24 protein-coding genes are annotated in these 22,555 nt (G+C 66.5%); 17 read left to right on the forward strand and 7 right to left on the reverse strand.

Going from position 1 to position 22,555, the window contains the following annotated elements; translation table 11 throughout:
• Positions 1-76: 76 nt before the first annotated feature.
• The 6 genes from BLV31_RS05760 (at position 77) to BLV31_RS05785 (ending at position 4,989) form a co-directional block, all read left to right on the forward strand.
• Positions 77-1,336, forward strand: coding sequence for a serine hydrolase domain-containing protein (locus BLV31_RS05760; RefSeq protein WP_006553683.1), 1,260 nt, complete (start codon positions 77-79; stop codon positions 1,334-1,336).
• 92 nt (positions 1,337-1,428) lie between these two features.
• The gene (locus BLV31_RS05765) at positions 1,429-1,653 is read left to right on the forward strand and encodes a dodecin (protein ID WP_006553682.1); all 225 of its coding nucleotides are present in this window, start codon (positions 1,429-1,431) and stop codon (positions 1,651-1,653) included.
• A 125-nt stretch (positions 1,654-1,778) separates the two neighbouring features.
• The gene (locus BLV31_RS05770) at positions 1,779-3,455 is read left to right on the forward strand and encodes an FAD-dependent oxidoreductase (RefSeq protein WP_039585286.1); all 1,677 of its coding nucleotides are present in this window, start codon (positions 1,779-1,781) and stop codon (positions 3,453-3,455) included.
• Positions 3,456-3,483: 28 nt separating this feature from the next.
• Entirely contained in the window at positions 3,484-3,747 is a 264-nt protein-coding gene (locus BLV31_RS05775; RefSeq protein WP_039585283.1) for a hypothetical protein, read from the forward strand.
• On the forward strand, positions 3,702-4,007 hold the full coding sequence (locus tag BLV31_RS05780; protein WP_235367110.1) for a hypothetical protein: 306 nt from the start codon (positions 3,702-3,704) through the stop codon (positions 4,005-4,007). Before BLV31_RS05775 ends, BLV31_RS05780 begins: the two co-directional genes overlap by 46 nt.
• 13 nt (positions 4,008-4,020) lie before the next feature.
• Positions 4,021-4,989 carry an MsnO8 family LLM class oxidoreductase gene (locus BLV31_RS05785; RefSeq protein WP_064060870.1) on the forward strand — a complete coding sequence of 323 codons (969 nt, stop codon included), beginning with the start codon at positions 4,021-4,023 and terminating at the stop codon, positions 4,987-4,989.
• A gap of 26 nt (positions 4,990-5,015) precedes the next feature.
• Here BLV31_RS05785 and BLV31_RS05790 read toward each other — a convergent pair whose 3' ends face one another.
• Both BLV31_RS05790 and BLV31_RS05795 read right to left on the reverse strand, forming a co-directional pair.
• Complete coding sequence (locus BLV31_RS05790) at positions 5,016-5,453, reverse strand: PaaI family thioesterase (RefSeq protein WP_019290802.1); 438 nt, start codon at positions 5,451-5,453, stop codon at positions 5,016-5,018.
• Between the two features lie 57 nt (positions 5,454-5,510).
• A complete protein-coding gene (locus BLV31_RS05795) occupies positions 5,511-6,848 on the reverse strand; it encodes a wax ester/triacylglycerol synthase domain-containing protein (protein ID WP_064060822.1) in 1,338 nt (445 codons plus the stop codon).
• A gap of 139 nt (positions 6,849-6,987) precedes the next feature.
• On the opposite strand from BLV31_RS05795, the gene BLV31_RS05800 reads away from it, so the two are divergent.
• From BLV31_RS05800 to BLV31_RS05825, 6 genes are all read left to right on the forward strand, one after another.
• The gene (locus BLV31_RS05800) at positions 6,988-7,617 is read left to right on the forward strand and encodes a hypothetical protein (protein ID WP_064060821.1); all 630 of its coding nucleotides are present in this window, start codon (positions 6,988-6,990) and stop codon (positions 7,615-7,617) included.
• A gap of 211 nt (positions 7,618-7,828) precedes the next feature.
• Positions 7,829-8,770, forward strand: a complete 942-nt coding sequence (locus BLV31_RS05805; protein ID WP_006553674.1) for a L,D-transpeptidase — start codon at positions 7,829-7,831, stop codon at positions 8,768-8,770.
• A 115-nt stretch (positions 8,771-8,885) separates the two neighbouring features.
• The gene (locus tag BLV31_RS05810; RefSeq protein WP_064060820.1) at positions 8,886-9,812 is read left to right on the forward strand and encodes a carbohydrate ABC transporter permease; all 927 of its coding nucleotides are present in this window, start codon (positions 8,886-8,888) and stop codon (positions 9,810-9,812) included.
• Positions 9,809-10,702: a carbohydrate ABC transporter permease gene (locus BLV31_RS05815; RefSeq protein WP_039585281.1), complete on the forward strand. Its 894-nt coding sequence runs from the start codon at positions 9,809-9,811 to the stop codon at positions 10,700-10,702. Before BLV31_RS05810 ends, BLV31_RS05815 begins: the two co-directional genes overlap by 4 nt.
• An 18-nt stretch (positions 10,703-10,720) precedes the next feature.
• Complete coding sequence (locus BLV31_RS05820) at positions 10,721-12,055, forward strand: ABC transporter substrate-binding protein (protein ID WP_081263424.1); 1,335 nt, start codon at positions 10,721-10,723, stop codon at positions 12,053-12,055.
• An 11-nt stretch (positions 12,056-12,066) separates the two neighbouring features.
• Positions 12,067-13,179 carry an ABC transporter ATP-binding protein gene (locus tag BLV31_RS05825; protein ID WP_006553670.1) on the forward strand — a complete coding sequence of 371 codons (1,113 nt, stop codon included), beginning with the start codon at positions 12,067-12,069 and terminating at the stop codon, positions 13,177-13,179.
• On the opposite strand, the gene BLV31_RS05830 is transcribed toward BLV31_RS05825, so the two are convergent.
• From BLV31_RS05830 to BLV31_RS05840, 3 genes are read right to left on the reverse strand one after another with little or no spacing between them, the layout of a single operon-like run.
• Entirely contained in the window at positions 13,145-13,633 is a 489-nt protein-coding gene (locus BLV31_RS05830) for an SRPBCC family protein (protein ID WP_024102123.1), read from the reverse strand. The genes BLV31_RS05825 and BLV31_RS05830 overlap by 35 nt on opposite strands.
• Positions 13,634-13,636: 3 nt before the next feature.
• A complete protein-coding gene (locus BLV31_RS05835; RefSeq protein WP_064060868.1) occupies positions 13,637-13,978 on the reverse strand; it encodes an ArsR/SmtB family transcription factor in 342 nt (113 codons plus the stop codon).
• 30 nt (positions 13,979-14,008) lie between these two features.
• Positions 14,009-14,770, reverse strand: coding sequence for a DeoR/GlpR family DNA-binding transcription regulator (locus BLV31_RS05840; RefSeq protein WP_064060819.1), 762 nt, complete (start codon positions 14,768-14,770; stop codon positions 14,009-14,011).
• A gap of 206 nt (positions 14,771-14,976) precedes the next feature.
• Between BLV31_RS05840 and fgd the strand changes: the two genes are divergently transcribed.
• From fgd to BLV31_RS05855, 3 genes are read left to right on the forward strand one after another with little or no spacing between them, the layout of a single operon-like run.
• On the forward strand, positions 14,977-15,981 hold the full coding sequence (gene fgd, locus BLV31_RS05845; protein ID WP_065995763.1) for a glucose-6-phosphate dehydrogenase (coenzyme-F420): 1,005 nt from the start codon (positions 14,977-14,979) through the stop codon (positions 15,979-15,981).
• Between the two features lie 20 nt (positions 15,982-16,001).
• Positions 16,002-17,654 carry a glucose-6-phosphate isomerase gene (gene pgi, locus BLV31_RS05850; protein ID WP_074853046.1) on the forward strand — a complete coding sequence of 551 codons (1,653 nt, stop codon included), beginning with the start codon at positions 16,002-16,004 and terminating at the stop codon, positions 17,652-17,654.
• A 3-nt stretch (positions 17,655-17,657) separates the two neighbouring features.
• Positions 17,658-17,957 carry a WhiB family transcriptional regulator gene (locus BLV31_RS05855; RefSeq protein WP_039585051.1) on the forward strand — a complete coding sequence of 100 codons (300 nt, stop codon included), beginning with the start codon at positions 17,658-17,660 and terminating at the stop codon, positions 17,955-17,957.
• Positions 17,958-17,970: 13 nt separating this feature from the next.
• On the opposite strand, the gene BLV31_RS05860 is transcribed toward BLV31_RS05855, so the two are convergent.
• Positions 17,971-19,374, reverse strand: a complete 1,404-nt coding sequence (locus BLV31_RS05860) for an aminotransferase-like domain-containing protein (RefSeq protein WP_039585050.1) — start codon at positions 19,372-19,374, stop codon at positions 17,971-17,973.
• Between the two features lie 37 nt (positions 19,375-19,411).
• On the opposite strand from BLV31_RS05860, the gene BLV31_RS05865 reads away from it, so the two are divergent.
• Positions 19,412-20,293, forward strand: coding sequence for a DMT family transporter (locus tag BLV31_RS05865; protein WP_039585048.1), 882 nt, complete (start codon positions 19,412-19,414; stop codon positions 20,291-20,293).
• 125 nt (positions 20,294-20,418) lie between these two features.
• Positions 20,419-21,837, forward strand: coding sequence for a glycoside hydrolase family 140 protein (locus tag BLV31_RS05870; RefSeq protein WP_033096414.1), 1,419 nt, complete (start codon positions 20,419-20,421; stop codon positions 21,835-21,837).
• 28 nt (positions 21,838-21,865) lie between these two features.
• Here the strand turns inward: BLV31_RS05870 and BLV31_RS05875 are convergent, their stop codons facing one another.
• The gene (locus tag BLV31_RS05875; protein ID WP_019290814.1) at positions 21,866-22,516 is read right to left on the reverse strand and encodes a TetR/AcrR family transcriptional regulator; all 651 of its coding nucleotides are present in this window, start codon (positions 22,514-22,516) and stop codon (positions 21,866-21,868) included.
• Positions 22,517-22,555 lie beyond the last annotated feature (39 nt).

Genomic DNA, 22,555 nt, shown 5'->3' on the forward strand with positions numbered 1-22,555 from the left:
GACAGACTGTACGTAAACCCTTCCTTTACGTTCCGTGTCGTCGTAGCCTGTCGCACATGCCGATGGAGGTGTCGCGATGACGACCGGAGCAGTCTTCGAACCTGCCGGGGCGACAGCGTCGTTCGCACCGGTGCACGTCCCGGGGCGGATCGACGCCCGGCCGGGCCCGGCGGCGCCGACCGAGATGGTCGTCGATGCGCGATTCCTGCGGCTGGCCGACGCGTTCTTCTCGCTGTACAAGCGGCCCCGGGACGGCGGCGGCGCACTCACCGCCTATCTCCACGGTGAGAAGGTCCTCGACATCTGGTCCGGCTGGTCGGCCCCCGACAAGCGGTGGAGCCGCGACACCATGGCGTTGTCGTTCTCGACCGGCAAGGGCGTGGCGTCGACCGTCGTGCACCGTCTGGCCGAGCGCGGAGTGATCGACTACTTCGCGCCCGTTGCGCAGTACTGGCCGGAGTTCGCCGCGAACGGCAAAGATGACATCACCGTCGCGGACGTCATGACCCACCGATCCGGCCTGCACCGGGTGCGCGGTCTGGTTCCGGGGACGCGCGGGATCCTCGACTACGAGACGACCGTCGCGGCACTCGAGCAGGCGGCACCGGATCGACGGCGGCGACGCGGCTCGGGCTACCACGCCGTCACCTACGGATGGCTCGTCGCCGAACTCGTGCAGCGGGTGACCGGTCTGCCCTTCGTGGAGGTCGTGGAGCAGGAGATCGCCCGGCCCCTCGGCGATCCCGATTTCTGGTACCGCGTGCCTCATGACGAACGGGGCCGTATCGCGAAGCTCTTCCCGCGGCTCGCCCCGGTCGGCCTGCACTGGGGTGCGAGCGCCGCGGTCCTGTCGCGACTCGAACCGACCCGCGGTCTCGCCGAGGCCGCGATGCCCGACGGCTTCGACAGGCTCGTCGGCGACCCGGCCGTGCACGACTCGGTGATGCCGGGCTGGAACGGTGTGTTCACCGCCCGCTCGCTCGCGCGTATGTACGGGGCGATAGCCGCCGGCGGGACGATCGACGGCGTGAAGTTCCTCGACGCCACCACGATCGACGAGATGTCGCGCGTGCGGGTGCGCAGCCGGGACTACGTGCTCGGTGTGCCGATGGCGTGGCGGCTCGGCTACCACCAGCCCATCTTCGCGAGCATCCAGCGTCCGCGTGGTGCGCTCGGGCACTACGGAGTGGGTGGCTCGGGGGCGTACGCTGATCTCGACACCGGTCTGTCGCTCGCCTTCGTCACCAACCGGCTCGGTGCCGGCGCGATCCCGCTCGGGGACCTGCGTCTGGCGCGGCTGGGCGAACTCGCCCGGTCGCTCGCGCGTCGTGCCTGAATCTTTCTGTCATTTTCGTGGTTCCGGGGACGGGGGTCCCTCGAGGGCGGGACGATCCGAATCGGAGCATCGTCGATTCGAGGAGTTCAGCCATGAGCCATGTCTACCGGGTGATCGAGGTCGTCGGATCGTCGACGACGGGAGTCGACGACGCGATCGCGAAAGCGGTGGCGCGAGCAGCGGAGACCACGCGGCATCTCGAGTGGTTCGAGACGGTCAACATCCGGGGCCACATCGACGACGGCCGGGTGGCCCACACGCAGGTCACTCTCAAAATCGGTTTCCGCATCGAATCGAGCGCCGAAACGGACATCTGAGGCACCTCGACAGCCGGAAATTCGATGATCTCGTTTCGAGAACGTGGTTCTCGACCGAAACTGGAACGTGTACTAGTCTGAGGCCCGTTCGTTGTCCGGAATCGGCACTGTAGGCAGGTACAACTGTGGCTTATGTAATCACCCAGGCGTGCTGCAACGACGCCTCGTGTGTCGAGGTCTGCCCGGTCAACTGCATCCACCCGACACCCGACGAAGCACCCTTCGCGACCACGGAGATGCTCTACATTGATCCCGACACGTGCATCGACTGCGGGGCCTGTGTCGACGAGTGCCCGGTGGATGCGATCGCCGCCGACAACGAACTCACGCCGGCGCAGGAGCCGTATCTCGAGATCAACGCCGAGTACTACCGTCGCTACCCGATCGGACCGGACTGGCCCGAGCTGCGCACGCGCCGCAAGCTGCCCGCCGAGCTGGGCACGCTGCGGGTGGCGATCGTCGGCTCGGGTCCTGCGGCGTGCTATGCCGCGATGGATCTGGTGACGCACTCGGCGGTGCAGGTCGACATCTTCGACCGCCTGCCTACCCCCTACGGGCTCGTGCGTGCCGGTGTGGCCCCCGATCATCAGAGCACCAAGGGAGTCGGCGACCTCTTCCGCAGCGCCATCGGCCACAAGAACACCCAGTGCTATTTCAACGTCGAGGTCGGCACCCACATCACCCACGAGGAACTGCTCGCGCACCATCACGCCGTGATCTACGCCGTCGGTGCCGCAGGCGACCGCACGCTGGGTATCCCGGGAGAGGACCTCGTGGGCAGCCGCGCCGCGACCGAGTTCGTCGCCTGGTACAACGGACACCCTGATTTCGCCGACCACACCTTCGATCTGTCGGCCGAACGCGCGGTGATCATCGGCAACGGCAACGTCGCCCTGGACGTCGCGCGAGCCCTGGTGATGGACCCCGACGAGCTCGCGCGCACCGACATCGCCGAGCACGCGCTCGAGGCGCTGCGGAAGTCGAACATCCGCGAGGTCGTGGTCGTGGGCCGGCGCGGCCCGGCGCAGGCCGCCTACACCAACCCGGAGCTGCTCGCGCTCGGCTCGCTGCCCGGTGTCGATGTGGTCGTCGACCCGGTCGAGGTCGAACTCGACCCGGTCAGCCGCGCGCTGATCGACGATCCGGAGGTCGAACCCCGCCTGACGCTCAAGGTGCGGCAGGTCGAGGGCTTCGCGCAGCGCACTCCCACCGAGGGCAACAAGCGGGTCGTGCTGCGCTATCTCGCCTCGCCGGTGGAGATCTCCGGCGACGGTGTTGTCGAATCGATCACCCTCGAGCGCAACGAACTGGTCGAGGTCGACGGCCGTCTCGAGGCCCGCCCGACCGGACAGACCGAAATCCTCGAGGCGGGATTGGTGCTGCGTTCGATCGGTTACCGCGGCACCGCGCCGGCCGGTCTGCCCTTCGACGAGCGGCGCGGGGTCATCCCGAACGAGGGCGGCCGGGTGACCGACGCCGAGGCCGGAGCACCGGTGCCCGGTGTCTACACCGCCGGTTGGATCAAGCGTGGTCCCAGCGGCGTGATCGGCACCAACAAGCAGTGCTCTGCCGAAACGGTCGAGAAGATCCTCGACGATTTCGTCGAGGGCAAGCTGCCCGAGCCGGTCGCCGATCGGGAGAAGTTGGCGGCGCTGGTGGCCGAGCGGCGTCCGGAGCACATCGATTACCGGGGCTGGCTGCAGATCGACAAGCAGGAGAAGGCCCGCGGATCGGCGGCGGGACGCTCGCGCCTGAAGTTCGTCTCGATCGAGGAGATGCTCGCAGCGTCGCGGATCGAGTAATCCCGTCCGGTGGCGGGAACCCGGACCCATGGCTCAGCACTCCCCCCCGGCGGTCGCTGCGTCGGGCCGATGGATCGATACCGACGGGACCCGCTACCCGTCCGGCGACACCCACGCATGGACGCCCGGCACCAATCAGACCCTGTGCGGGGTGCCGCTCTCCCGTGCCCGACTCGACCGCGTTCCGCACGTGCCGTGGAGCGACGCGCTGTACCTGGCGGAGCTGGGTGAGCACGGAGTCGTCCCGTGTCGTCGCTGCACGGCGGCCACCCGCAACGACCGGCCGCGGTGACAGGGGCGATCGGTACCGGGCGCGTACTCGCCGAGATGGCGATCCGAGCGGGTGATGCCCGCGACCAGGTCGTCGCGGTCGGAGACGCGATCGCCGATCTCCTGCTGTACCTCGCCGATGCACACGGTGTCGCCGCGGCGCAGAAGGCCTCGGAGCACGGGCAACTCCACTTCCACGGGGAACTGGATCGCAGCCGGACGCGCTTGGGGTCCCGAAGATCCCTGACCTGCAGGGAAGATCCGGGACGGTCGCGGTGTTGAGACGACCGTGCAGGTGGCGTTGTCGTTGCTGGACCGCTCCCGGACCCGGGAGGGGCAGCCGGACGCTGCCGCATTGCAGCAGACCCTGCGTCGCGCCGAACTCGCCGAGGCGGCCGGCTACCACCGCTTCTGGGTGGCCGAGCACCACGCCGTCCCAGGCATCGCGTCGGGAGCTCCACCGCTGCTCATCGGCACGATCGCGGAGCGGACGAGCCGGATCCGGGTGGGATCCGGCGGCGTCATGCTGCCCAACCATCAACCGATCGTCGTCGCCGAACAGTTCGCGATGCTCGAAGCGATGCACCCGGGACGGATCGATCTGGGTGTCGGTCGTTCCCTCGGATTCACCGCGCCTGTGCGCGATGCGCTGCGGACCCACAAGGCCGACGCGGACGACTTCGCCGCCGACATCGAGGAACTGCGCGGTTATCTGCACGGCACCGCCGAAGTGACGGTGCGTCCTCGACTGTCCGAGCCGCCTCCGATCTTCGTCCTCGGCACCGGGCAGGGTATGCGGCTGGCGGCGCGTCTGGGCCTGCCCGTCGTCGTCGCCGGACCGCTTCTGCGGCAGGGATCGGAACCGTTCGACCGTTATCGCGCCGACTTCCGCCCGGCCACACCCGGCGCTGAGCCCTATGTTGTCGTCGGCCTGGACATCCTCATCGCCGACACCGAAGCCGAGGCTCGGGAGCTGCAGCTTCCGGAGGCCTGGGCGATGGCCGTCTCACGCGAAGAGGGGGCGTTCCCGCCGCTGTCCCCGATCGAGGAGATCCGCCGGCAGCCGATGACCGAGCGGCGCCGCCGCATCGTCGACGAGACCGCGAAGGGTTCGCTGGCCGGCACCGAGGATCAGGTGGCCGAAGGGCTCGAGAAACTGCTCGCCTCCACCGGGGCGAACGAGGTGCTCAGCTCCGCATCCACTTTCGACACCGACGCCCTGTACGACTCCGATGCGCGACTGGCGAGGATCTTCGGTCTCTGAAAGGAGGGTGGAACAGATTGTCCCGCTCAACGATTCAGATCGATCAGGCGAGCACTGCCCTGCGCCGCCGCACACATCTTCTCCGTCCCGTCCTCGGTGACGGCGTAGATCTCGCAACGACACAGTGCCTGCCTGCGACTGGTGCTGACGATCGTGGCGACCGCGCGTAGGAGTACGCCCCCGGCGGGCCGCAGGTAGTCGAGGCTCATGCCGGTCGTCACGATCGACGGCCCGAGGGCCGTGCCTGCGGCGAACGTGAGCGCATTGTCGGCCGCGTAGGCCAGAACACCTCCGTGCGCGAAGCCGAACTGCTGGAGCAGTTCCTCCCTGAGCGGTATTTCCAGGACTGCCCGGCCGCGCTCGTACTCGGTCAGACGGGCTCCGATCAGGACGCTGAACGGTTGCGATGCCAACACCTTCCGGGCATCGGCGAGGGTACGGATCTCGGCGATCTCCTCCGACATGCACAGCAAGGTACTCCGCTCCTCGGTTCCCGACCGCCATATCGGAGCGGCCGGCAGTCACTGTGCGGAGGCGACGATCGAGCGGAACTGTTCGCGCAGGGCCTCCGTGAGGTCACGGTGTTCGGGGACGAGATCGGGGTCGACGACGACCGCCACGGTCAGCGTGCCGGCATAGGACAGGGCCGCGAAAGCGACCGCGACGTTGCCCGTGGTGACGATCATCGGCACCATCGACGCGACAGGCACTCCTGCAACGGTGAGCGTCGACGACGGTCCCGGCAGGTCGGACAGGAACGAGTTGACCCGGCGCTGCCGGTCCACGAACCGGCGGAACGCCCCGACGGCCGCAAGGGCGCGGAAGACCGGACCCAGTAGTTCGGCAGACAGGCCCCGCACGTTCGCCTTCTGCAGTCGGGTCGTGCGGGAGACGGATACCGACCGGTGCTCCGGGGTCCCGTCCAGCGGTACCCGGACGGGCATGACGCCGACGCGATTGCCCAGTTGCCCACCCGTGGCAGCGGTGCGGGCGGAGACCGGCACCGAGATCATCAGCTCGGACGGGAACTCGCCGCGCTTGTGCAGGATGGTGGCGAGGGCGCCCCCGACGGCGACCAGCAGCACATCGTTGATCGTTGCGTCCCACTGCCGTCCCGCCCGACGGAGCGTGTCCAGATCCACCTCGACGGTCTCGAGCGCCAGACGAGACCCGATGGGCGCGTTCAACGAACACCGCGGGGCACGTCCGCCGGCGCCCCTCCCGAGTTCTGTCCATGCTGCAGGAAGACGTGCGACGGCTCGCGGTGCCCGGCGGAGCGTCCGCAAGTGACCGATTGCATTGTCGTAGAACAACTCTCGTCTGGTTGGTTGCGTTGAAGTGCGCTGTTCGGGCATGGGTGGTGTGCTGTCCGTGCCGTCGACGAGATGCGCCAGGATCGACAGACCACCGATCCCGTCGGCCAGGACGTGGTGCAGCACCATCACCAACGCCGTGTGCCCGTTCGGGTCCGCGATGTCGGTGACGAGCAGCGCGCGCCACAACGGCTGCGATCGGGGCAGCGGCCGGGTAAGGGCGTCCGCGGCGAGCGTCAGTGCGGCGTCCCTGTCGCGGGGACCGGGGCACCGCACCTGGGAGAAGTGGGCATCGATGTCGAAGTGGGCGTCGTCGAGCCAGTAGGGACGCCCGAGTCCGAAGGCCGGCTCGATCAGGCATTGCCGCAGGCGTCGAATCCGGACGAGGCGTTCGGCGAGCACGGTCATCAGTGTCGTGGGGTTCGTCAGGTTCTCACCGGCGAAGAAGATCGCAGCACCGACATTCATGGGTACCCGTCCCACGTCCGAGACGAGTTCGATCAGGTCTCCGGGACCGATGCGGTCGATGCCGTTCGAGGCCGCCACCCTTCGAGGATGACAGACGCACGCTGTCCGTCTATTGCCTACGGCCGAGTAGGGGAGCAGTGTGAACACGGGTGTTTCGGGTGGGGGGTCGCGCCGAAACGACCGGCGACGCCGCGTCGGCGCCGCCCTGAGGAGAGGGGTGCCGATCGTGTTTGCACGCTCCACCACAATTCATGCGCATCCGTCGTACATCGACGCCGGGATCAAGCACGTACGCGACATCGTGATGCCTGCCCTGGCGGACATGAACGGTTGCCTGGGGCTGTCCCTGCTGATCGACCGCGGCTCGGGCCGATGCATCGCCACCAGCTCCTGGCGGGACGAGGACGTGTTGCGCTCCAGCGAAGGCATGGCCCGCATGCTCCGGGACGAGGCGGCCCGGATGTTCCATGCCACCACGGACGTGGCCAACTGGGAGATCGCCGTCATGCACCGCGATCACCACTCGACCCGTGGGTCCTGCTGCAGTGTCACCTGGGTCGACATCGATCCCGCGCAGGTGGATCGCGGTGTGGACATGTGGAAGATGGCCGCGCTGCCGCGGATGGAGGAACTCGAGGGTTTCTGCAGCGCCAGCCTGATGCTCGACCGTGCCGGTGGTCGCGGGGTGACCTCGTTGACGTTCGACAGTGCCGAGGCGATGGACCGCACCAGAGCACATGTCGACGACATCCGCTCCGAGGTGACTCGGGCAGCAGGCGCCAGGGTGCTCGATACCGGTGAGTTCGAGCTCGTCATCGCCCACCTCGACGTCCCGGAAATGGTGTGACCGCGGGTCTGCGGCGCGGGTGATATCCGTTCACCCGCGCCGTGGCCGTCCGCATTCGTAATAGACCACTCGGTCCGCTGAACTGGGAAAACGCCGAGACCGTCCGCATTCGAATTGCCCGTCCGTAACCGTCCTGTGTCTAATGAATGGGTACGAGCACGCCGCGCAGGGGAAGTAAGGCGCGGCGCACCGCTGAACGATGGGTTGTGGAATGTTCGAAAAGCGAGCTTTGTCGAACGGTCGCCGCACGGGCCGCCGATCTGCGCGGATCGGTGCTGCACTCGTGGGCGCAGCCGCCGTGGCACTGGCCACCGCCGGTCCTGCGAGCGCGGCACCGCTGTGGCCCGGTGGGCCCGAGGTGCCGAGTGTCCAAGAGCTGATCGAAGGGCTCACGCCGCCCGGGGTGACGCCGCCGCAGCTTCCGCCCCAGCTCGCTCCCGAGCCGGCCGCCCCGTTCTCCGCTCCGTCCGTCAACCCGTCGAACGGGGAGACGGTGGGTGTCGCGCAGCCGATCATCATCCGCTTCAACGAGGCCGTCGGAGATCGTGCAGCCGCCGAACGCGCCATCCGCATCACCACGCAGCCGCCCGTCGACGGGCACTTCTACTGGGCGTCGAACACGCAGGTCCGCTGGAAGCCGTTCGAGTTCTGGCCCGCGAACACCGCGGTGACCGTGAAGGCCGGCGACACTCAGTCGTCGTTCACCATCGGTGACGCTCTGGTGACGGTCGCCGACAACAACACCAAGACCATCACCGTCACCCGCAACGGCGAGGTCGTCCGCACCATGCCGACGTCCTTCGGCAAGCCCGGCCACGACACCCCGAACGGCACGTACATCGTCGGTGAGAAGTACCGCGACATGTACATGGACTCGTCGACCTACGGGGTGCCCGTCGACAGCCCCGAGGGATATCGCACCTACGTCGAGTACGCGACGCGGATGTCCAACAGCGGCATCTTCCTCCACGCCGCACCGTGGTCGGTCGGCGCGCAGGGCAACACCAACGTCAGCCACGGCTGCCTCAACGTGAGCACCGAGGACGGCAAGTGGTTCTACGAGAACGCCAAGAAGGGCGATCCGGTGATCGTGCAGAACACGGCCGGTGGAACCCTCAACGGCTGGGACGGTCTCGGCGACTGGAATCTCTGACACCGACGCACATCTCCGACGCCCCCTGCTTCCGGTTCGTAACGTTCGTCCGGAATAGCAGGGGGCGTCGCCCTTTCGTAACCCATGGTTCGTTCTGTCGGCACACACTGCTCCGGTGTCACCGAATCCGGAACGAACCCTGCCGCAACACGAACGCGGCCTCCGCCACCGCCCGTGGCGCGATTACGCGCTCTTCGCGGCATTGGTCGGGCCCAATCTCGCGCTGTTGATCCTGTTCACCTACCGGCCTCTCGCCGACAACATCCGGCTCTCCTTCTTCGAGTGGAACATCGCGAGCCCGAACTCGACCTTCGTCGGACTCGCCAACTACCGAGAATGGTTCACGCGTCCCGACAGTTGGGAAATCGTCGGCAACACCATCGTGTTCACCGTGGCGACCGTTGCCGGTTCGATGGCACTGGGACTCGGGCTCGCACTGCTTCTGGACCGTAGGCTCCATGGACGCAATCTCGTCCGGTCGGCGCTGTTCGCACCGTTCGTCATCTCCGGTGCGGCCGTCGGAATCGCCTTCCAGTTCGTCTTCGATCCGAACTTCGGTCTGGTGCAGGACGTCCTGACCCGGGTGGGAATTCCGACGCCGGACTTCTACCAGGACTCCAACTGGGCGTTGGTGATGGTGACCCTGACGTACATGTGGAAGAATCTCGGCTACACATTCGTCATCTATCTCGCTGCACTGCAGGGACTCCGGCCCGAGTTGAGCGAAGCCGCTGCCATCGACGGTGCCTCCCGGGGAACGAGCTTCCGGCGCGTCGTCCTTCCGCAATTGCGGCCCACCACCTACTTCCTGTCGATCACCGTGCTGCTCAATTCGTTCCAGGTCTTCGACATCATCAACGTCATGACTCGTGGGGGTCCGTTGGGGACCGGCACGACCACGATGGTCTACCAGATCTACGACGAGTCGTTCCGCAACTTCCGTGCCGGCTACGGCGCCACCGTTGCCACCATCATGTTCCTGGTACTGCTCGCGGTGACCGTTTATCAGGTGCGCATCATGGACCGAGGAGGTCACTCGTGACCGCTGTCGCGGAGAAGTCTGTCGTGCACCTGGTCGCACCCGCGGACGAAACGCGTTCGCACCGAAGACGAGAGCGCGCCGTCACGGCTTTGGCCTATGTCGCCATGGTGCTCGTGCTGCTGGTGGTGGCTCTGCCCTTGTATTGGATTGTCGTGACATCGTTCAAGGAGCGGCCCGACATCTACACGCTGCCGGTGACCTGGTGGCCGAGCGTCTTCCATCCGCAGAACTACACGGAGGCAACCGAATCTGTGCCGTTCGGGTTGTTCCTGCGCAACTCGATCGTCATCACGACGATACTGGCGACGGTGAAGTTCGTCCTCGGAGTTGTCAGTGCGTTCGGTCTCGTGTTCCTGCGGTTCCCCGGCAAGAACATCGTCTTCCTCGGCATCATCGCCGCGCTGATGGTGCCGAACCAGATCACCGTCATCTCCAATTATGCGCTCGTCGCGGACTGGGGTTGGCGCAACACCTTCCAGGGCATCATCGTGCCGTTGGCAGGCGTGGCCTTCGGAACGTTCCTCATGCGCAACCATTTCCTGTCCATTCCGGCCGAGATCATCGAAGCCGCACGGATGGACGGAGCGGGCCCGTTCCGGCTGCTGTGGCGCGTGGTCCTCCCCGTATCCGGCCCGACCATGGTCGCGTTCGCGCTCATCACCGTCGTGAACGAGTGGAACGAGTATCTATGGCCGTTCCTGATGGCCGACGACGCATCCGTTGCGCCGTTACCGATCGGGCTGACACAACTCCAGAACAACGACGGTGTCACGAACTGGGGTCCGGTCATGGCCGGCACCGTGCTCGCGATGCTGCCGATTCTCGTGATTTTCCTTGTGCTGCAAAAGCACATGATCAAGGGCCTCACCTCCGGTGCGGTCAAGGGCTGAATCCTCAGGGAGCTGGGAATGGACATCAGGAACATCGACAGGCGTCGTTTCCTCGGGCTGACCGGTCTCGTGGCTGCGAGCGCTGCGCTGACCGCATGTGCAGGGACGGGCGGTGGCTCGTCCCAGACTTCGGGAACGGGATCGGTATCCGGCGATGCATCGCGGATCAGCTTCTGGTCCAACCACCCCGGCAAATCCCAGGACGTGGAGAAGGAGCTGATCCGGCGGTTCCAGGACGCGAACCCGGGCATCACGGTCGATCTCATCGACGGTGGCAAGAACTACGAGGAGGTCTCACAGAAGTTCAACGCCGCGCTCTCCGGCGGCGACCTGCCCGACGTGGTCGTGCTGTCGGACGTGTGGTGGTTCAACTATGCGATCACCGGTGCGATCACCCCGCTCGACGATCTGTTCCGCGAGGTGGGAGTGGACACCGGCGACTACGTCGATTCCCTGCTCGCGGACTATCTCTACGAGGGGAGTCACTTCGCTCTTCCGTACGCGCGGTCGACTCCGCTGTTCTACTACAACAAGCAGGTGTGGCAGCAGGCCGGACTTCCCGATCGCGGACCCGACACCTGGGAGGAGTTCGACGAGTGGGGTCCCCGCATCCAGGGGGTGGTCGGCGACGGCAGGCTCGCGCACGGCTGGGGCAACGCCAAGGATTACCTCGGATGGACCTTCGAGGGCCCGATCTGGACTTTCGGTGGTGCCTATTCCGACGGATGGGACCTGAAGTTCACCGACGAGAAGACGATTGCGGCAGGTGAATTCCTGAAGCGCATGATCCACGACAAGAAGTACGCCGCGGTGACGACCGATATCGCGAACGACTTCTCCGCCGGTCTCATCGCCTCCACGATCGCGTCCACGGGAGACCTGTCGGGTATCACGCAGAACGCGTCCTTCGAATTCGGGACGGCCTTCCTGCCGGCTCCCGAAGGCGTCGCGGGATGCCCCACCGGTGGTGCGGGTCTGGCGATTCCGTCCGGTATCTCCGACGAACGCAAGCGCAATGCCCTGAAGTTCGTCGAGTTCGTCACCAACGGCGACAGCACCGCGTACTTCTCACAGAACATCGGTTACATGCCGGTCCGGAAGTCCGCGGTGGACAACCCCGCCATGAAGGAGTACCTCGGGGACAACCCCAACGCACGGACCGCGGTCGACCAGCTGGCCGTCACGCGCTCCCAGGACTACGCCCGGGTGTTCGTCCCCGGTGGTGATCAGATCATCGGGACCGGCCTGGAACGGATCGCACTGCAGAACGCCGACGTCGCAACGACCTTCGCCGACGTGCAGCAGCAGCTGCAGGCGGTCGTCGACAGGCAGATCACCCCCAACCTGAAGTAGAAGGAACACCATTGGCTGCCATCGCCTTCCGCAACGTCACCCATCGGTATCCCGGTGCCGATCGTCCTGCCGTGGACCGACTGGACCTCGACATCGAGGACGGGGAATTCCTCGTCCTCGTCGGGCCCTCGGGATGCGGCAAGTCGACGAGCCTGCGCATGCTCGCCGGTCTCGAGGCGGTCGACTCCGGGCGCGTGGAGATCGGTGGTCGTGACGTCACAGGACTGCCACCGAAGGCCCGTGACGTCGCGATGGTTTTCCAGAACTATGCGCTCTACCCGAACATGACCGTGGCGGAGAACATGGCTTTCGCTCTGCAGAACGCGGGGATGAAGAAGGACGAGCGCACGGCCCGAGTGCTCGAAGCCGCCCGGATGCTCGAACTGGAATCACTGCTGGACCGCAAGCCCGGAAAGCTGTCGGGTGGTCAGCGTCAGCGTGTCGCGATGGGGCGCGCGATCGTCCGTCACCCGGCAGTGTTCTGCATGGACGAGCCGCTTTCGAATCTCGATGCGAAACTGCGGGTCAGCACCCGCGCGCAGATCGCCGAGTTGCAGCGGTCGCTCGGCACCACCACCGTGTACGTGACCCACGACCAGGTCGAGGCGATGACGATGGGAGATCGTGTCGCCGTCCTGGAGAACGGCCGCCTTCAGCAGGTCGCGTCGCCTCGGAAGTTGTACGACGAGCCGGTGAACACCTTCGTCGCCGGGTTCGTGGGGTCGCCGGGGATGAACCTCGTCGAGGCAGCTGTACACGACGGGTACGCCGAACTCGGAGCGCTGCGAATCCGCGTTCCGCGTTCGGTGGATTCCGATCGCGTGGTGATCGGGGTCCGTCCGGAATCGTGGACGACCGTGGGGGCGTGGCGATCCGACTCCTGGTCGCTACGGACGGTCCTGGTCGAGGAACTCGGTGCCGAGTCGTTCGTGTACGCGGTGCCGAAGGACACCGTGGACGGAGATGCCGACAGGATCGTCGTCCGGTGGGATCGGCATGTGCCCGTCTCGTCGGGTTCCGAGATCCACGTGATCCCGAAACCCGACGAGGTGTACTTCTTCTCCGCACGGACCGGGGTTCGGCTCGGTGCTACTGCTCCGCTACCAATGCGTCGATCTGGTTGATGGCGGACGAGGCGCCCTCGACCACGCCCATGTCCAGAACCTGCTGGAGCGCTTCGGCGCTCTCGTAGGTGCTGACATAGGTTGCGCGCGTGCCGCCCTCGAACTCCTCGAAACTGTAGACGCACCGTGAGACGGGTAGTTCCGGTTTCGGGGTGAAGTCCGGCTCCGCGAAGCCGTCCAGGAACGAGAAGCCCGTCGGTTCGTCGACGGTCGTGATATCCCAGTAGCCGGCGTACTTCTCACCATCGGGGCCGGTCATGAAGTAGGTGGTACGGGTGCCGGGCTTCAGATTGTGGTCGACCACCGTCGCGGGGAAGGTCGGGGGTCCCCAGATCTTCTCCAGCTGACGGGGATCGGCGTAGACCTGCCAGATGCGGGACACCGGGGCGGCGAACTCCGCGGTGATGGTCAGGGTCGGCTGGTCGGAGTCGTGCCGGACGTCGGTTACAGGCATTTCTCAGCCTTCCTCGGAGGATTCGGATGCGATGAGTTCGTCGATGCGCGCGATGCGACCGCGCCAGAGCTGCTCCATCTCGGTGAGCATGGACGCCACCGACCGCACTGCCGCCACGTCACCACTGGCCAACTGCTCGCGACCGCTGCGTCGCTTCACGAGCAGACCGGCCTTCTCCAGCACGGCGACGTGTTTCTGTACTGCGGCGAAGGACATGTCGTAGTTCGCTGCGAGAGCGGACACCGAGTGCTCCCCCGCCAGGACGCGTCGCATGATGTCTCGTCGGGTCCGGTCGGAGAGCGCGTGGAACAGGACATCGGCCCGGTCCTCGTCGTCTCCGCTCACATCCCAAATGTACAACCGAATGATTGTATGTCAAGAGTTCGAAGCGATCACGAGTCGGTCGCCGTAGGCTGCCCGCTTCTCCTCGTCGAGGCCGCCGTCGGTGACGATGCACGAGACCTCGTCGAGGCTCGCGACCCGGGCGAGCGCGCGCTCTCCGAACTTCGAACGATCCGCCACGACGATCGTCTTCTCGGCCGACCGGATCATCGCCCGCTTGATCGGGATCTCCAGCGTGTTGGTGTTGGTGATGCCGGCAGTGGGGTGCACGGCGTCGGCACCGAGGAACGCCCAGTCGGCCGAGTAGTCCGAGAGGAACTGCACGGCATGGTCGCCGACCAGGGTGTAGACCGAGCCGAGGAGCTCGCCTCCGGACACGAGAAGCCGGACATCGGGAAATGCCGCAACGTATTTCGCGATACGCAGGTCATTGGTGAGGACCGTCAGTGACGCCTTGTGTCGCAGTGCGACCGCTACCTCGTAGGTTGTGGATCCACTGTCGAGCACCACGCTGTCGCCGTCGGACACCATGGCGGCCGCTACCGCCGCGATCGCCACCTTCTCCTCACGGCGTACGTCCTTCTTGAGGGCGTACGGCACCTCGAGGCCCGCGCCCTCGACCGCTCGGGCGCCCCCGTGCGTGCGCTCGACCTTCCCTTCACGGGCGAGTGAATCGAGGTCGCGACGGATCGTGGACGCGTCGACGCCGAGATCGGCCGAGAGGGTCTTCGCATCGACATATCCGTCGGCGAGGATTCGGTGGAAGATTTCACGTCGCCGTGCGGTCGCTGACACGATTGCTCCTAGGGCTCTGGGCACTCGAATTTCTGGGTACTCGGACGCCGTGGTCGGGGGTCGGTGCACGACCATAACGCACGGGCGACACACCTTTGCGTGGATATTGACACTGTCTGCGCTCAGTGTGCATGATTTCGTGCAGGATTTGCGCGATAGTGCGTGATCGTTTCGCTGGCACCACGTTGTTCGGAGGTTGCACGGTAATGCTGAAGTTGGGATACAAGGCGTCGGCAGAGCAGTTCGGGCCGCGCGAGCTGGTGGAGTTGGGTGTGTTGGCCGAGGCGCACGGGATGGATTCGGCGACGGTGTCGGATCATTTCCAGCCGTGGCGGCACAACGGTGGGCATGCGCCGTTCTCGTTGGCGTGGATGACCGCTGTGGGGGAGCGCACCGAAAGGTTGCAGCTGGGCACGAGTGTGCTCACGCCGACGTTCCGGTACAACCCGGCGGTGATCGCGCAGGCCTTCGCGACGATGGGGTGTCTGTATCCGGGACGGATCTTCCTCGGGGTCGGCACCGGCGAAGCACTCAACGAGATCGCCACCGGCTACGCCGGCCAGTGGCCGGAGTTCAAGGAACGCTTCGCCCGGCTGCGCGAATCGGTGCGGTTGATGCGTGAGCTGTGGCGCGGAGACCGGGTCGATTTCGAGGGCGAGTACTACACCACCAAGGGGGCGTCGATCTACGACGTGCCCGAAGGCGGCATCCCGGTCTACGTCGCCGCCGGCGGCCCGGTCGTGGCCCGCTATGCCGGACGCGCGGGGGACGGGTTCATCTGCACCTCCGGCAAGGGCATGGAGCTCTACACCGACAAGCTGTTGCCGGCCGTCGCCGAGGGGGCGGAGAAGGCGGAGCGGGATGTGGCGCAGATCGACAGAATGATCGAGATCAAGATCTCGTACGACACCGATCCGGACAAGGCGTTGGAGAACACCCGGTTCTGGGCACCGCTGTCGCTCACGCCGGAGCAGAAGCATTCCATCGATGATCCGATGGAGATGGAGGCGGCGGCGGATGCGTTGCCGATCGAGCAGGTCGCCAAGCGGTGGATCGTGGCGTCGGATCCGGACGAGGCGGTCGAGCAGGTCAGGGCGTATGTCGATGCGGGGTTGAATCATCTGGTGTTCCATGCGCCGGGTCATGATCAGAAGCGGTTCCTGGAGTTGTTCGAGCGCGACCTCGCCCCGCGCCTGCGCGCACTGGCGTGACGAAAGGCGTTGGCAGAAACATGGATACGGAAACACAGGATGTGACGACCACGGAGGCCTGGCGAGCCCTCGATGCCCATCGCGACGAGATCGCCGCGGTGTCCCTGCGGGAGCTGTTCGCGATCGAACCGCAGCGCGCGCAGGCGTTGACCTCGCACGCCGGGGATCTGGTGGTCGATTTCAGCAAACAACGTCTCACCGGTCGCACTCTCGAACTGCTCCTCCAGCTGGCGGAGCAGACGGGTGTGGCCGCGGCTCGGGAGGCGATGCTCTCGGGTGCGCACATCAACGTCACCGAGGATCGGGCGGTGCTGCACACCGCCCTGCGTCTGCCCCGCGATGCGCAGTTGATCGTCGACGGGGTCGATGTCGTCGCCGATGTCCACGCCGTGCTCGACCGGATGGGCGAGTTCACCGACCGCCTCCGCAGCGGCGACTGGCGCGGCGCCACCGGGCAGCAGATCACCACGGTGGTCAACATCGGCATCGGCGGCTCCGATCTCGGCCCGGCGATGGTCACCCGCGCACTGCGGCGCTTCCACGACGGGCCGGCGACGCGGTTCGTCTCCAACGTCGACCCCGCCGATCTGACCGCGGCACTGGCCGACCTGGACCCGGCGACGACCGTGTTCATCGTCGCGTCGAAGACGTTTTCCACCCTCGAAACCCTCTCCAACGCCACCGCCGCCCGCCGCTGGCTCGTCGACGCCCTCGGTGAAGATGCGGTGGCGAAGCATTTCGTCGCGGTGTCGACGCACACCGAGCGGGTGGTCGAGTTCGGCATCGACCCGGCGAACATGTTCGAATTCTGGGACTGGGTCGGCGGCCGTTATTCGGTCGGCTCGGCGATCGGGCTGGCGGTGATGTGCGCCATCGGACGCGAGCGGTTCGCCGAGTTCCTCGCCGGCATGCACACCATCGACACCCACTTCGCCACCACCGCCCCGGCACGGAACGCACCGTTGCTGGCGGGGGTGATCGGGGTGTGGAATGCGAGCATCCTCGGTTATCGGTCGCGCGCGGTGGTGCCCTATGCGCAGGATCTGGCGCGGCTGCCGGCCTATCTGCAGCAGCTGACCATGGAATCGAACGGCAAATCCGTGCGCGCCGACGGCACACCGGTGGTGTGTCCGACCGGGGAGGTGTTCTGGGGTGAGCCCGGTACCAACGGTCAGCACGCCTTCTTCCAGCTGTTGCACCAGGGCACCGAGATCGTCCCCGTCGACTTTCTCGGCCTCGCCCGTAGCGGCGACGACCTGCCCGCCCGCGACGGGCAGACCAGCATGCAGGTGTTGTTGCTGGCGAACATGTTCGCCCAGGCCAAAGTGTTGGCCTTCGGGCGTGATGCCGACGAGGTCCGCGCCGACGGCGTCGACGAGGCGTTGGTGGCGCACAAGGTGATGCCCGGGGATCGGCCGTCGACGACGATCCTCGCCCCGGAACTGACCCCGTCGGTGGTCGGGCAGATCATCGCCTTCTACGAACATCAGACCTTCGTCCAAGGCGTCGTGTGGGGGATCGACTCGTTCGACCAGTGGGGCGTCGAACTCGGCAAGACCCAGGCCACCGCCCTGCAGACGGTGCTCGCCGGCGACGAGATCCCCGACACCGGCGACGCGTCCACCGACCACCTGATCGAGGTCTACCGCACCCTGCGCAACGGAGGGAGGTAAGACATGCCCGCGCTGAAGTTGCTCTATCTGCCGCCTCCCGTTACCGAGGAATGGGATTGGCAGATGGACGCGGCTTGTCGCGACGCAGACGGATCGTTGTTCTTCCACCCGGACAACGAGCGGGGCGACGCGAGGGAGAACCGGATAGCTTCGGCCAAGAAGGTCTGCGCTCGTTGTCCGGTGCGGGAGAAGTGCCTGCAGTACGCCCTCGATTCCGGTGAACGCTACGGGATCTGGGGTGGGCTCACAGAGGACGAACGCACCCGGGTGAGGAAGGCCCGCCGGCGCCGCACGAGCCGGTGACGTCCGCTCGCCCTCACCCGCCGGAGACGACTTTCCCGATGACCCGCGCGGCCTCCCGGAAGGCCGCCGGATTCGGTCCTGCGTAGTTGAGCCGGAGGTACTGACCGGTGGGCTCCGCCGGGAACCACTCGTCACCTGCCGCGACGAGCACCCCGGCGGCCTCGCACTCGTGCGCGACGGCCTCGGCGTCGACGTCGTCCGGGAGCCTGCCCCACAGGTTGAGCCCACCGGACGGTAGCCCGTCGACAGCCACATCCGGTGCGAGCTCACGAAGTTCGCTCACGAGAAGGTTGCGGCGCGATTCGAGCTCGCGCCGCACCGCCCGCAGATGGGTCTGCCATGCCGGCTGGGTGACGACGTCGAGCGCGACCGTCTGGAGAACGCCGCTCACATAGACGGATTCGGCCTGCACGTCGGCGAGGATGCGTTCGCGAGCCGGTCCACGCGCGACGATCGCCGCGACCCGCACCGACGGCGCGACACTCTTGGTCAGGGAGCGGACATAGACGACGTGGCCCGAATCGTCGCGGGCGAACAGCGGAACGGACGGGGCCGAGATCGCGAAGTCGTGGGCCCAGTCGTCCTCGATGACGAACGCTCCCGCATCGCGCACGACGTCGAGGACCCGCTCGCCGGTCGACGACGACCATTGCGCCCCGGTGGGATTCGCGAAGTTCGGTTGTGCGTAGAAGGCGCGGGCCCGGGTCCGATCGAAGGCGCGGGCCAATTCGTCGGGATCGGGCCCGTTGGGTCCGCTGGAAACCGGTGCGAGCTGCACGCCGGCCTTCGTGGCCGCGAGGATTGCACCCCAATAGGTCGGTGACTCCACGATGAGGGGATTACCGGCGCCGACGAGTGCGCGGAAGATCGACCCGAGCCCGCTCTGACTGCCGGGGGTGATGATCACGTCGCCCGCGGACGGCGGGGCCGTGCGCGCGTTCGTCGCTTCCGACAGCTCCGCGGCGAACCACTCCTGCAGTTCGGGAAGTCCTGCAGCAGGTGTCCGTCCTACGGCGGCGTCGCTGCGGGCTGCGCGTGAATATGCTCCGCGGACAAGGCGTTCGGGAAGCAGCGTGCGGTCGGGATAGCCGGAGTGGAGTGAGACCACATCGTTGGACACGGTGCGCAGGGCGGCGGAGGCGCGAGGCAACGAGGGAGCCGTTCCGAGCGCTTCCGTCTGCCAGCTGTGATCGATCGTGTTCGACGTGCGGATCCGGCGGACGAAGGTTCCCACACCGGTGCGACTCTCCACGAGACCCCGGGTCTGGAGTGTCTTCAATGCTTTCTGCACCGTGACGGGGCTGACGCCGTACTGCGCGACGAGCGATCTCGTCGACGGCAACCGGGCGCCGGGTGCTGCGGTGGCGATCCACCGGGTCAGTTCCGCGACGAGCTGGGAACTGCTACTGTTCGACATGAGATTGAAGAGTAGCGCTATCGTGTCCGGCAGGCCAGTGCTATCGTCCGATCCTCGCGGGCTCGCCTGGGGTCTGCTCGGCGTCGCAGGCTTCTCCCTGACCGTGCCGCTCACCCGCATCGCCGTCGAGAACGGGGCGATGTCACCGCTGTTCGTCGCCGCCGGCCGCGCGGTCGTCGCGGCGGTTCTCGCCGCTCTGGCGCTCGCGCTCACGGGGCAACGACTCCCGAACACGCATCAGTGGCGCAGGATCGCCGTCGTCACAGGTGGGGTGGTGATCGGATTCCCCATGCTCACCTCGTACGCCCTGACCATGGCACCGGCGAACCACAGCGCGATCGTCATCGCGATCCTTCCGGCTGCGACCGCGGTGGTCGCGGTGTTGCGGGCCCACGAACGGCCGCCCACCCCGTTCTGGGTCGCGGCGGGTGTGGGGACGGTCGCCGTCATGGCCTTCGCGGGCCTGCGTGGCGGAGGTGCCGCGGGATTCGGTCGAGCCGATCTGCTGTTGCTCGGCGCGGTGGTCGCCGCCGCCGTCGGTTACGCAGAAGGCGGGCTGCTGGCGCGGGAGATCGGTGCGTGGCAGACGATCTCGTGGGCACTGGTGCTGGGGTCACCGTTGATGGTGACACTCACCCTGGTCTCGCTCGCCGACGGACCGCCGCAGGGTGGGGTGACGCACTGGGCGTCGTTCGCGTACCTCGGCATCGTCAGCATGTTCCTCGGGTTCTTCGCGTGGTACCGAGGTCTGGCCATCGGGCCGATGGCTCGGGTCGGGCAGGTGCAACTGACCCAGCCGATCATGACGGTCGGCTGGGCCGCCTGGCTGCTGGGAGAACCATTGACATGGGCAGTGTTTGCGGGCGGTGCCGTCGTCGTGCTGTGCGCCGGCACCGCCGTCCGCGTCCGTCGGAATTGAACGTCGGTCCTTGTCGAGGAAGAAGTCCCCAGCGCGGGTTGTCGCCGACGACGGGTTCCGTGTTTTCGCTCGGAGCCACGATCTCCTCCGTAGCCTGGACGTACCACGGGCGCGGTGGGGTGACGATGAAACAGGCAGTCCTTGTGATGGTGTTGCTGCTGGTCGCGGCCTGTTCGAACGCGGGAGAGCAGGAACAGCGGACGAACGTCCCGGCGGTCGAAGCGGACTGCGATGCCGCCGACCACCGCTTCGTCTCGTCCGTCGGCGCCGATGGCCGCCATTTCGAGGATCAATACGGTGATCCCGTCCTCGTCCGCGGCGACTCGCCGTGGTCGGGGATGGCCGACTGGTCGCCCGAGCAGGCCGAGTTGTATTTCACCGACCGCGAGATCAACGGGTTCAATGCCTCGATCATGTCGGCGATCGTCGTGCCGGTGAACGGCGGCCCGAGCTACGAAGGCGCCACCTTCGACGGCATCGAACCGTTCGTCGACGGCGACATCACGCAGTGGAACGAGGTGTACTGGTCGCGTGTCGACGACTACCTCCGGATCGCGTGCCGCCACGGGAACACGGTATTCCTGTATCCGATGGACGGGTGGAACCTCACCCACGTCTTCGCGTCGACCACGCCGGAACAGGCCTTCGAGTACGGACGGCGGTTCGCGCAGCGGTACGCGGAATTCCCGAACATCGTCTGGATGACCGGCGGGGACTACTCACCGGAGGCGGAGGATCTCGCGGCCGGTGCCGAGTCGGATCTCGTGCTGCACGCGATGCTCGACGGGATCCGTGATGCCGGCTCCGACGCACCGTTCACGATCCAACTGGGGTGGGACAAGCTGCTGTCCACGGATCACCCGTTCTGGGAACCGGTCGTGGACTGGAACTTCGTCTACACCTACGCGCCCACCTATCAGGCCGTCCTGCAGGCCTACGAGCGTGCCGACGGAACCCGCGACCCGCGACCCGCACTGTTCTCGGAGGGCAACTACGAAGGTGAGAACAACCAGGAGGACACGGCACCGACCACCGACGAGACACTCCGACGTCAGGCGTTGTGGGCACTGACCTCCGGTTCGCCCGGCGAGTTCCGGGGTTCCGACGACTGGGAGTTCCCGGACGGGTGGGAAACCCGTCTGGATACTCCCGCTGTCGCACAGCTGCGAGCGATACGTGAACTGTGGCAGTCGTGGCCGTGGTGGGAGCTCGTGCCGGATATCGACGAACCGCTCGTCGTCGCAGGTCGCGGCACCCCGTGGACGAGTGACGAGATGATCGACGTTCTCGACGACGAGTACGTCACCGCTGCCCGGACACCCGACGGTTCACTCGCCGTCGTCTACCTTCCGACGCAGCGCACGATCCGGCTCGATCCTGCGTTGGTACCGGAGGAGGCGACCCTCGAGTGGGTCGACCCCGCCGACGCGACCGGGCCTCGGCAGCCGGCGACTTCCGACGAGAACGGCGACATCCCTATACCGGGGCCGAACACGGATGGAGACGGGGATTGGCTTCTCGTGATCACCGAGCGAGAGGGATGAACTTTGCTGTTCGAGAATGCTGCTCTCGTCAGCGGGCGGCGAATCCCTGCGAGCAGAAACTCCATACCTCGTCGGCCGAGATGAGAAGGGTCGTGGTGTCGTCGCCACCGCTCGACTGGGCAATGGACATCACGGTCTGCATTGTCATGGCGGCCATTCGCTTCGCGTTCGTTCCCTCGCGAAGGCTGCCCTCGGCATCGACCTTCTCCATCAGCTCCGTGAACAGCGTGAGCATCGGTGCGTGTGCGACCTTCACCTCGGCAGGATGGGTGAGCACCAGCTGCGGCGCGAGGTCGGTGAACAGGGGGCGCGGGGCCGCCGGATCGGGTCGGGACGACTCGAACAGCAGTTCCACTGCGACGCGTAGCTGATCGAGAGGATCCTTCTCGTCGGCGGCAGCGGCACGGATCTGATCGGCAGAGCGGCTCAGAGCATCCTCGAAGAGTGCCAGCAACAGCTCGTGCTTACCGTCGAATTGTAGGTAGAAGCTGCGAAGCGACTGCTTCGACCGGTCGACAACTTCCTGAACCGTGAAGTCGGTGCTGCCCTTTTCCGCGATGATCGCCTGTGCGGCATCGAGAAAGCGCTGAACGCGCTGCTCGGCGCGCAGCTTCGCGGTCCGGATGGAACGCTCCACCGCGCGCTGCTTCCAGGCCGGCTCTTCGCTGGCGCCCGTCACTGCCCGGATCGCCCTGTGTCGCGTGGAGTGGACATGGGG

Origin of the sequence: Rhodococcus pyridinivorans, from assembly GCF_900105195.1 — a bacterium.
GTDB classification, from domain to species: Bacteria; Actinomycetota; Actinomycetes; order Mycobacteriales; family Mycobacteriaceae; genus Rhodococcus; species Rhodococcus pyridinivorans.

Bases quoted from the DNA above. Each gene is read 5' to 3' on its own strand.
- BLV31_RS05765 (WP_006553682.1), top strand. From the start codon at position 1,429: ATGAGCCATGTCTACCGGGTGATCGAGGTCGTCGGATCGTCGACGACG.
- BLV31_RS05760 (WP_006553683.1), top strand. From the start codon at position 77: ATGACGACCGGAGCAGTCTTCGAACCTGCCGGGGCGACAGCGTCGTTC.
- BLV31_RS05860 (WP_039585050.1), bottom strand. From the start codon at position 19,374: ATGTCGAACAGTAGCAGTTCCCAGCTCGTCGCGGAACTGACCCGGTGG.
- BLV31_RS05820 (WP_081263424.1), top strand. From the start codon at position 10,721: ATGGACATCAGGAACATCGACAGGCGTCGTTTCCTCGGGCTGACCGGT.
- BLV31_RS05870 (WP_033096414.1), top strand. From the start codon at position 20,419: ATGAAACAGGCAGTCCTTGTGATGGTGTTGCTGCTGGTCGCGGCCTGT.
- BLV31_RS05805 (WP_006553674.1), top strand. From the start codon at position 7,829: ATGTTCGAAAAGCGAGCTTTGTCGAACGGTCGCCGCACGGGCCGCCGA.
- BLV31_RS05775 (WP_039585283.1), top strand. From the start codon at position 3,484: ATGGCTCAGCACTCCCCCCCGGCGGTCGCTGCGTCGGGCCGATGGATC.
- pgi (WP_074853046.1), top strand. From the start codon at position 16,002: ATGGATACGGAAACACAGGATGTGACGACCACGGAGGCCTGGCGAGCC.
- fgd (WP_065995763.1), top strand. From the start codon at position 14,977: ATGCTGAAGTTGGGATACAAGGCGTCGGCAGAGCAGTTCGGGCCGCGC.
- BLV31_RS05855 (WP_039585051.1), top strand. From the start codon at position 17,658: ATGCCCGCGCTGAAGTTGCTCTATCTGCCGCCTCCCGTTACCGAGGAA.
- BLV31_RS05830 (WP_024102123.1), bottom strand. From the start codon at position 13,633: ATGCCTGTAACCGACGTCCGGCACGACTCCGACCAGCCGACCCTGACC.
- BLV31_RS05790 (WP_019290802.1), bottom strand. From the start codon at position 5,453: ATGTCGGAGGAGATCGCCGAGATCCGTACCCTCGCCGATGCCCGGAAG.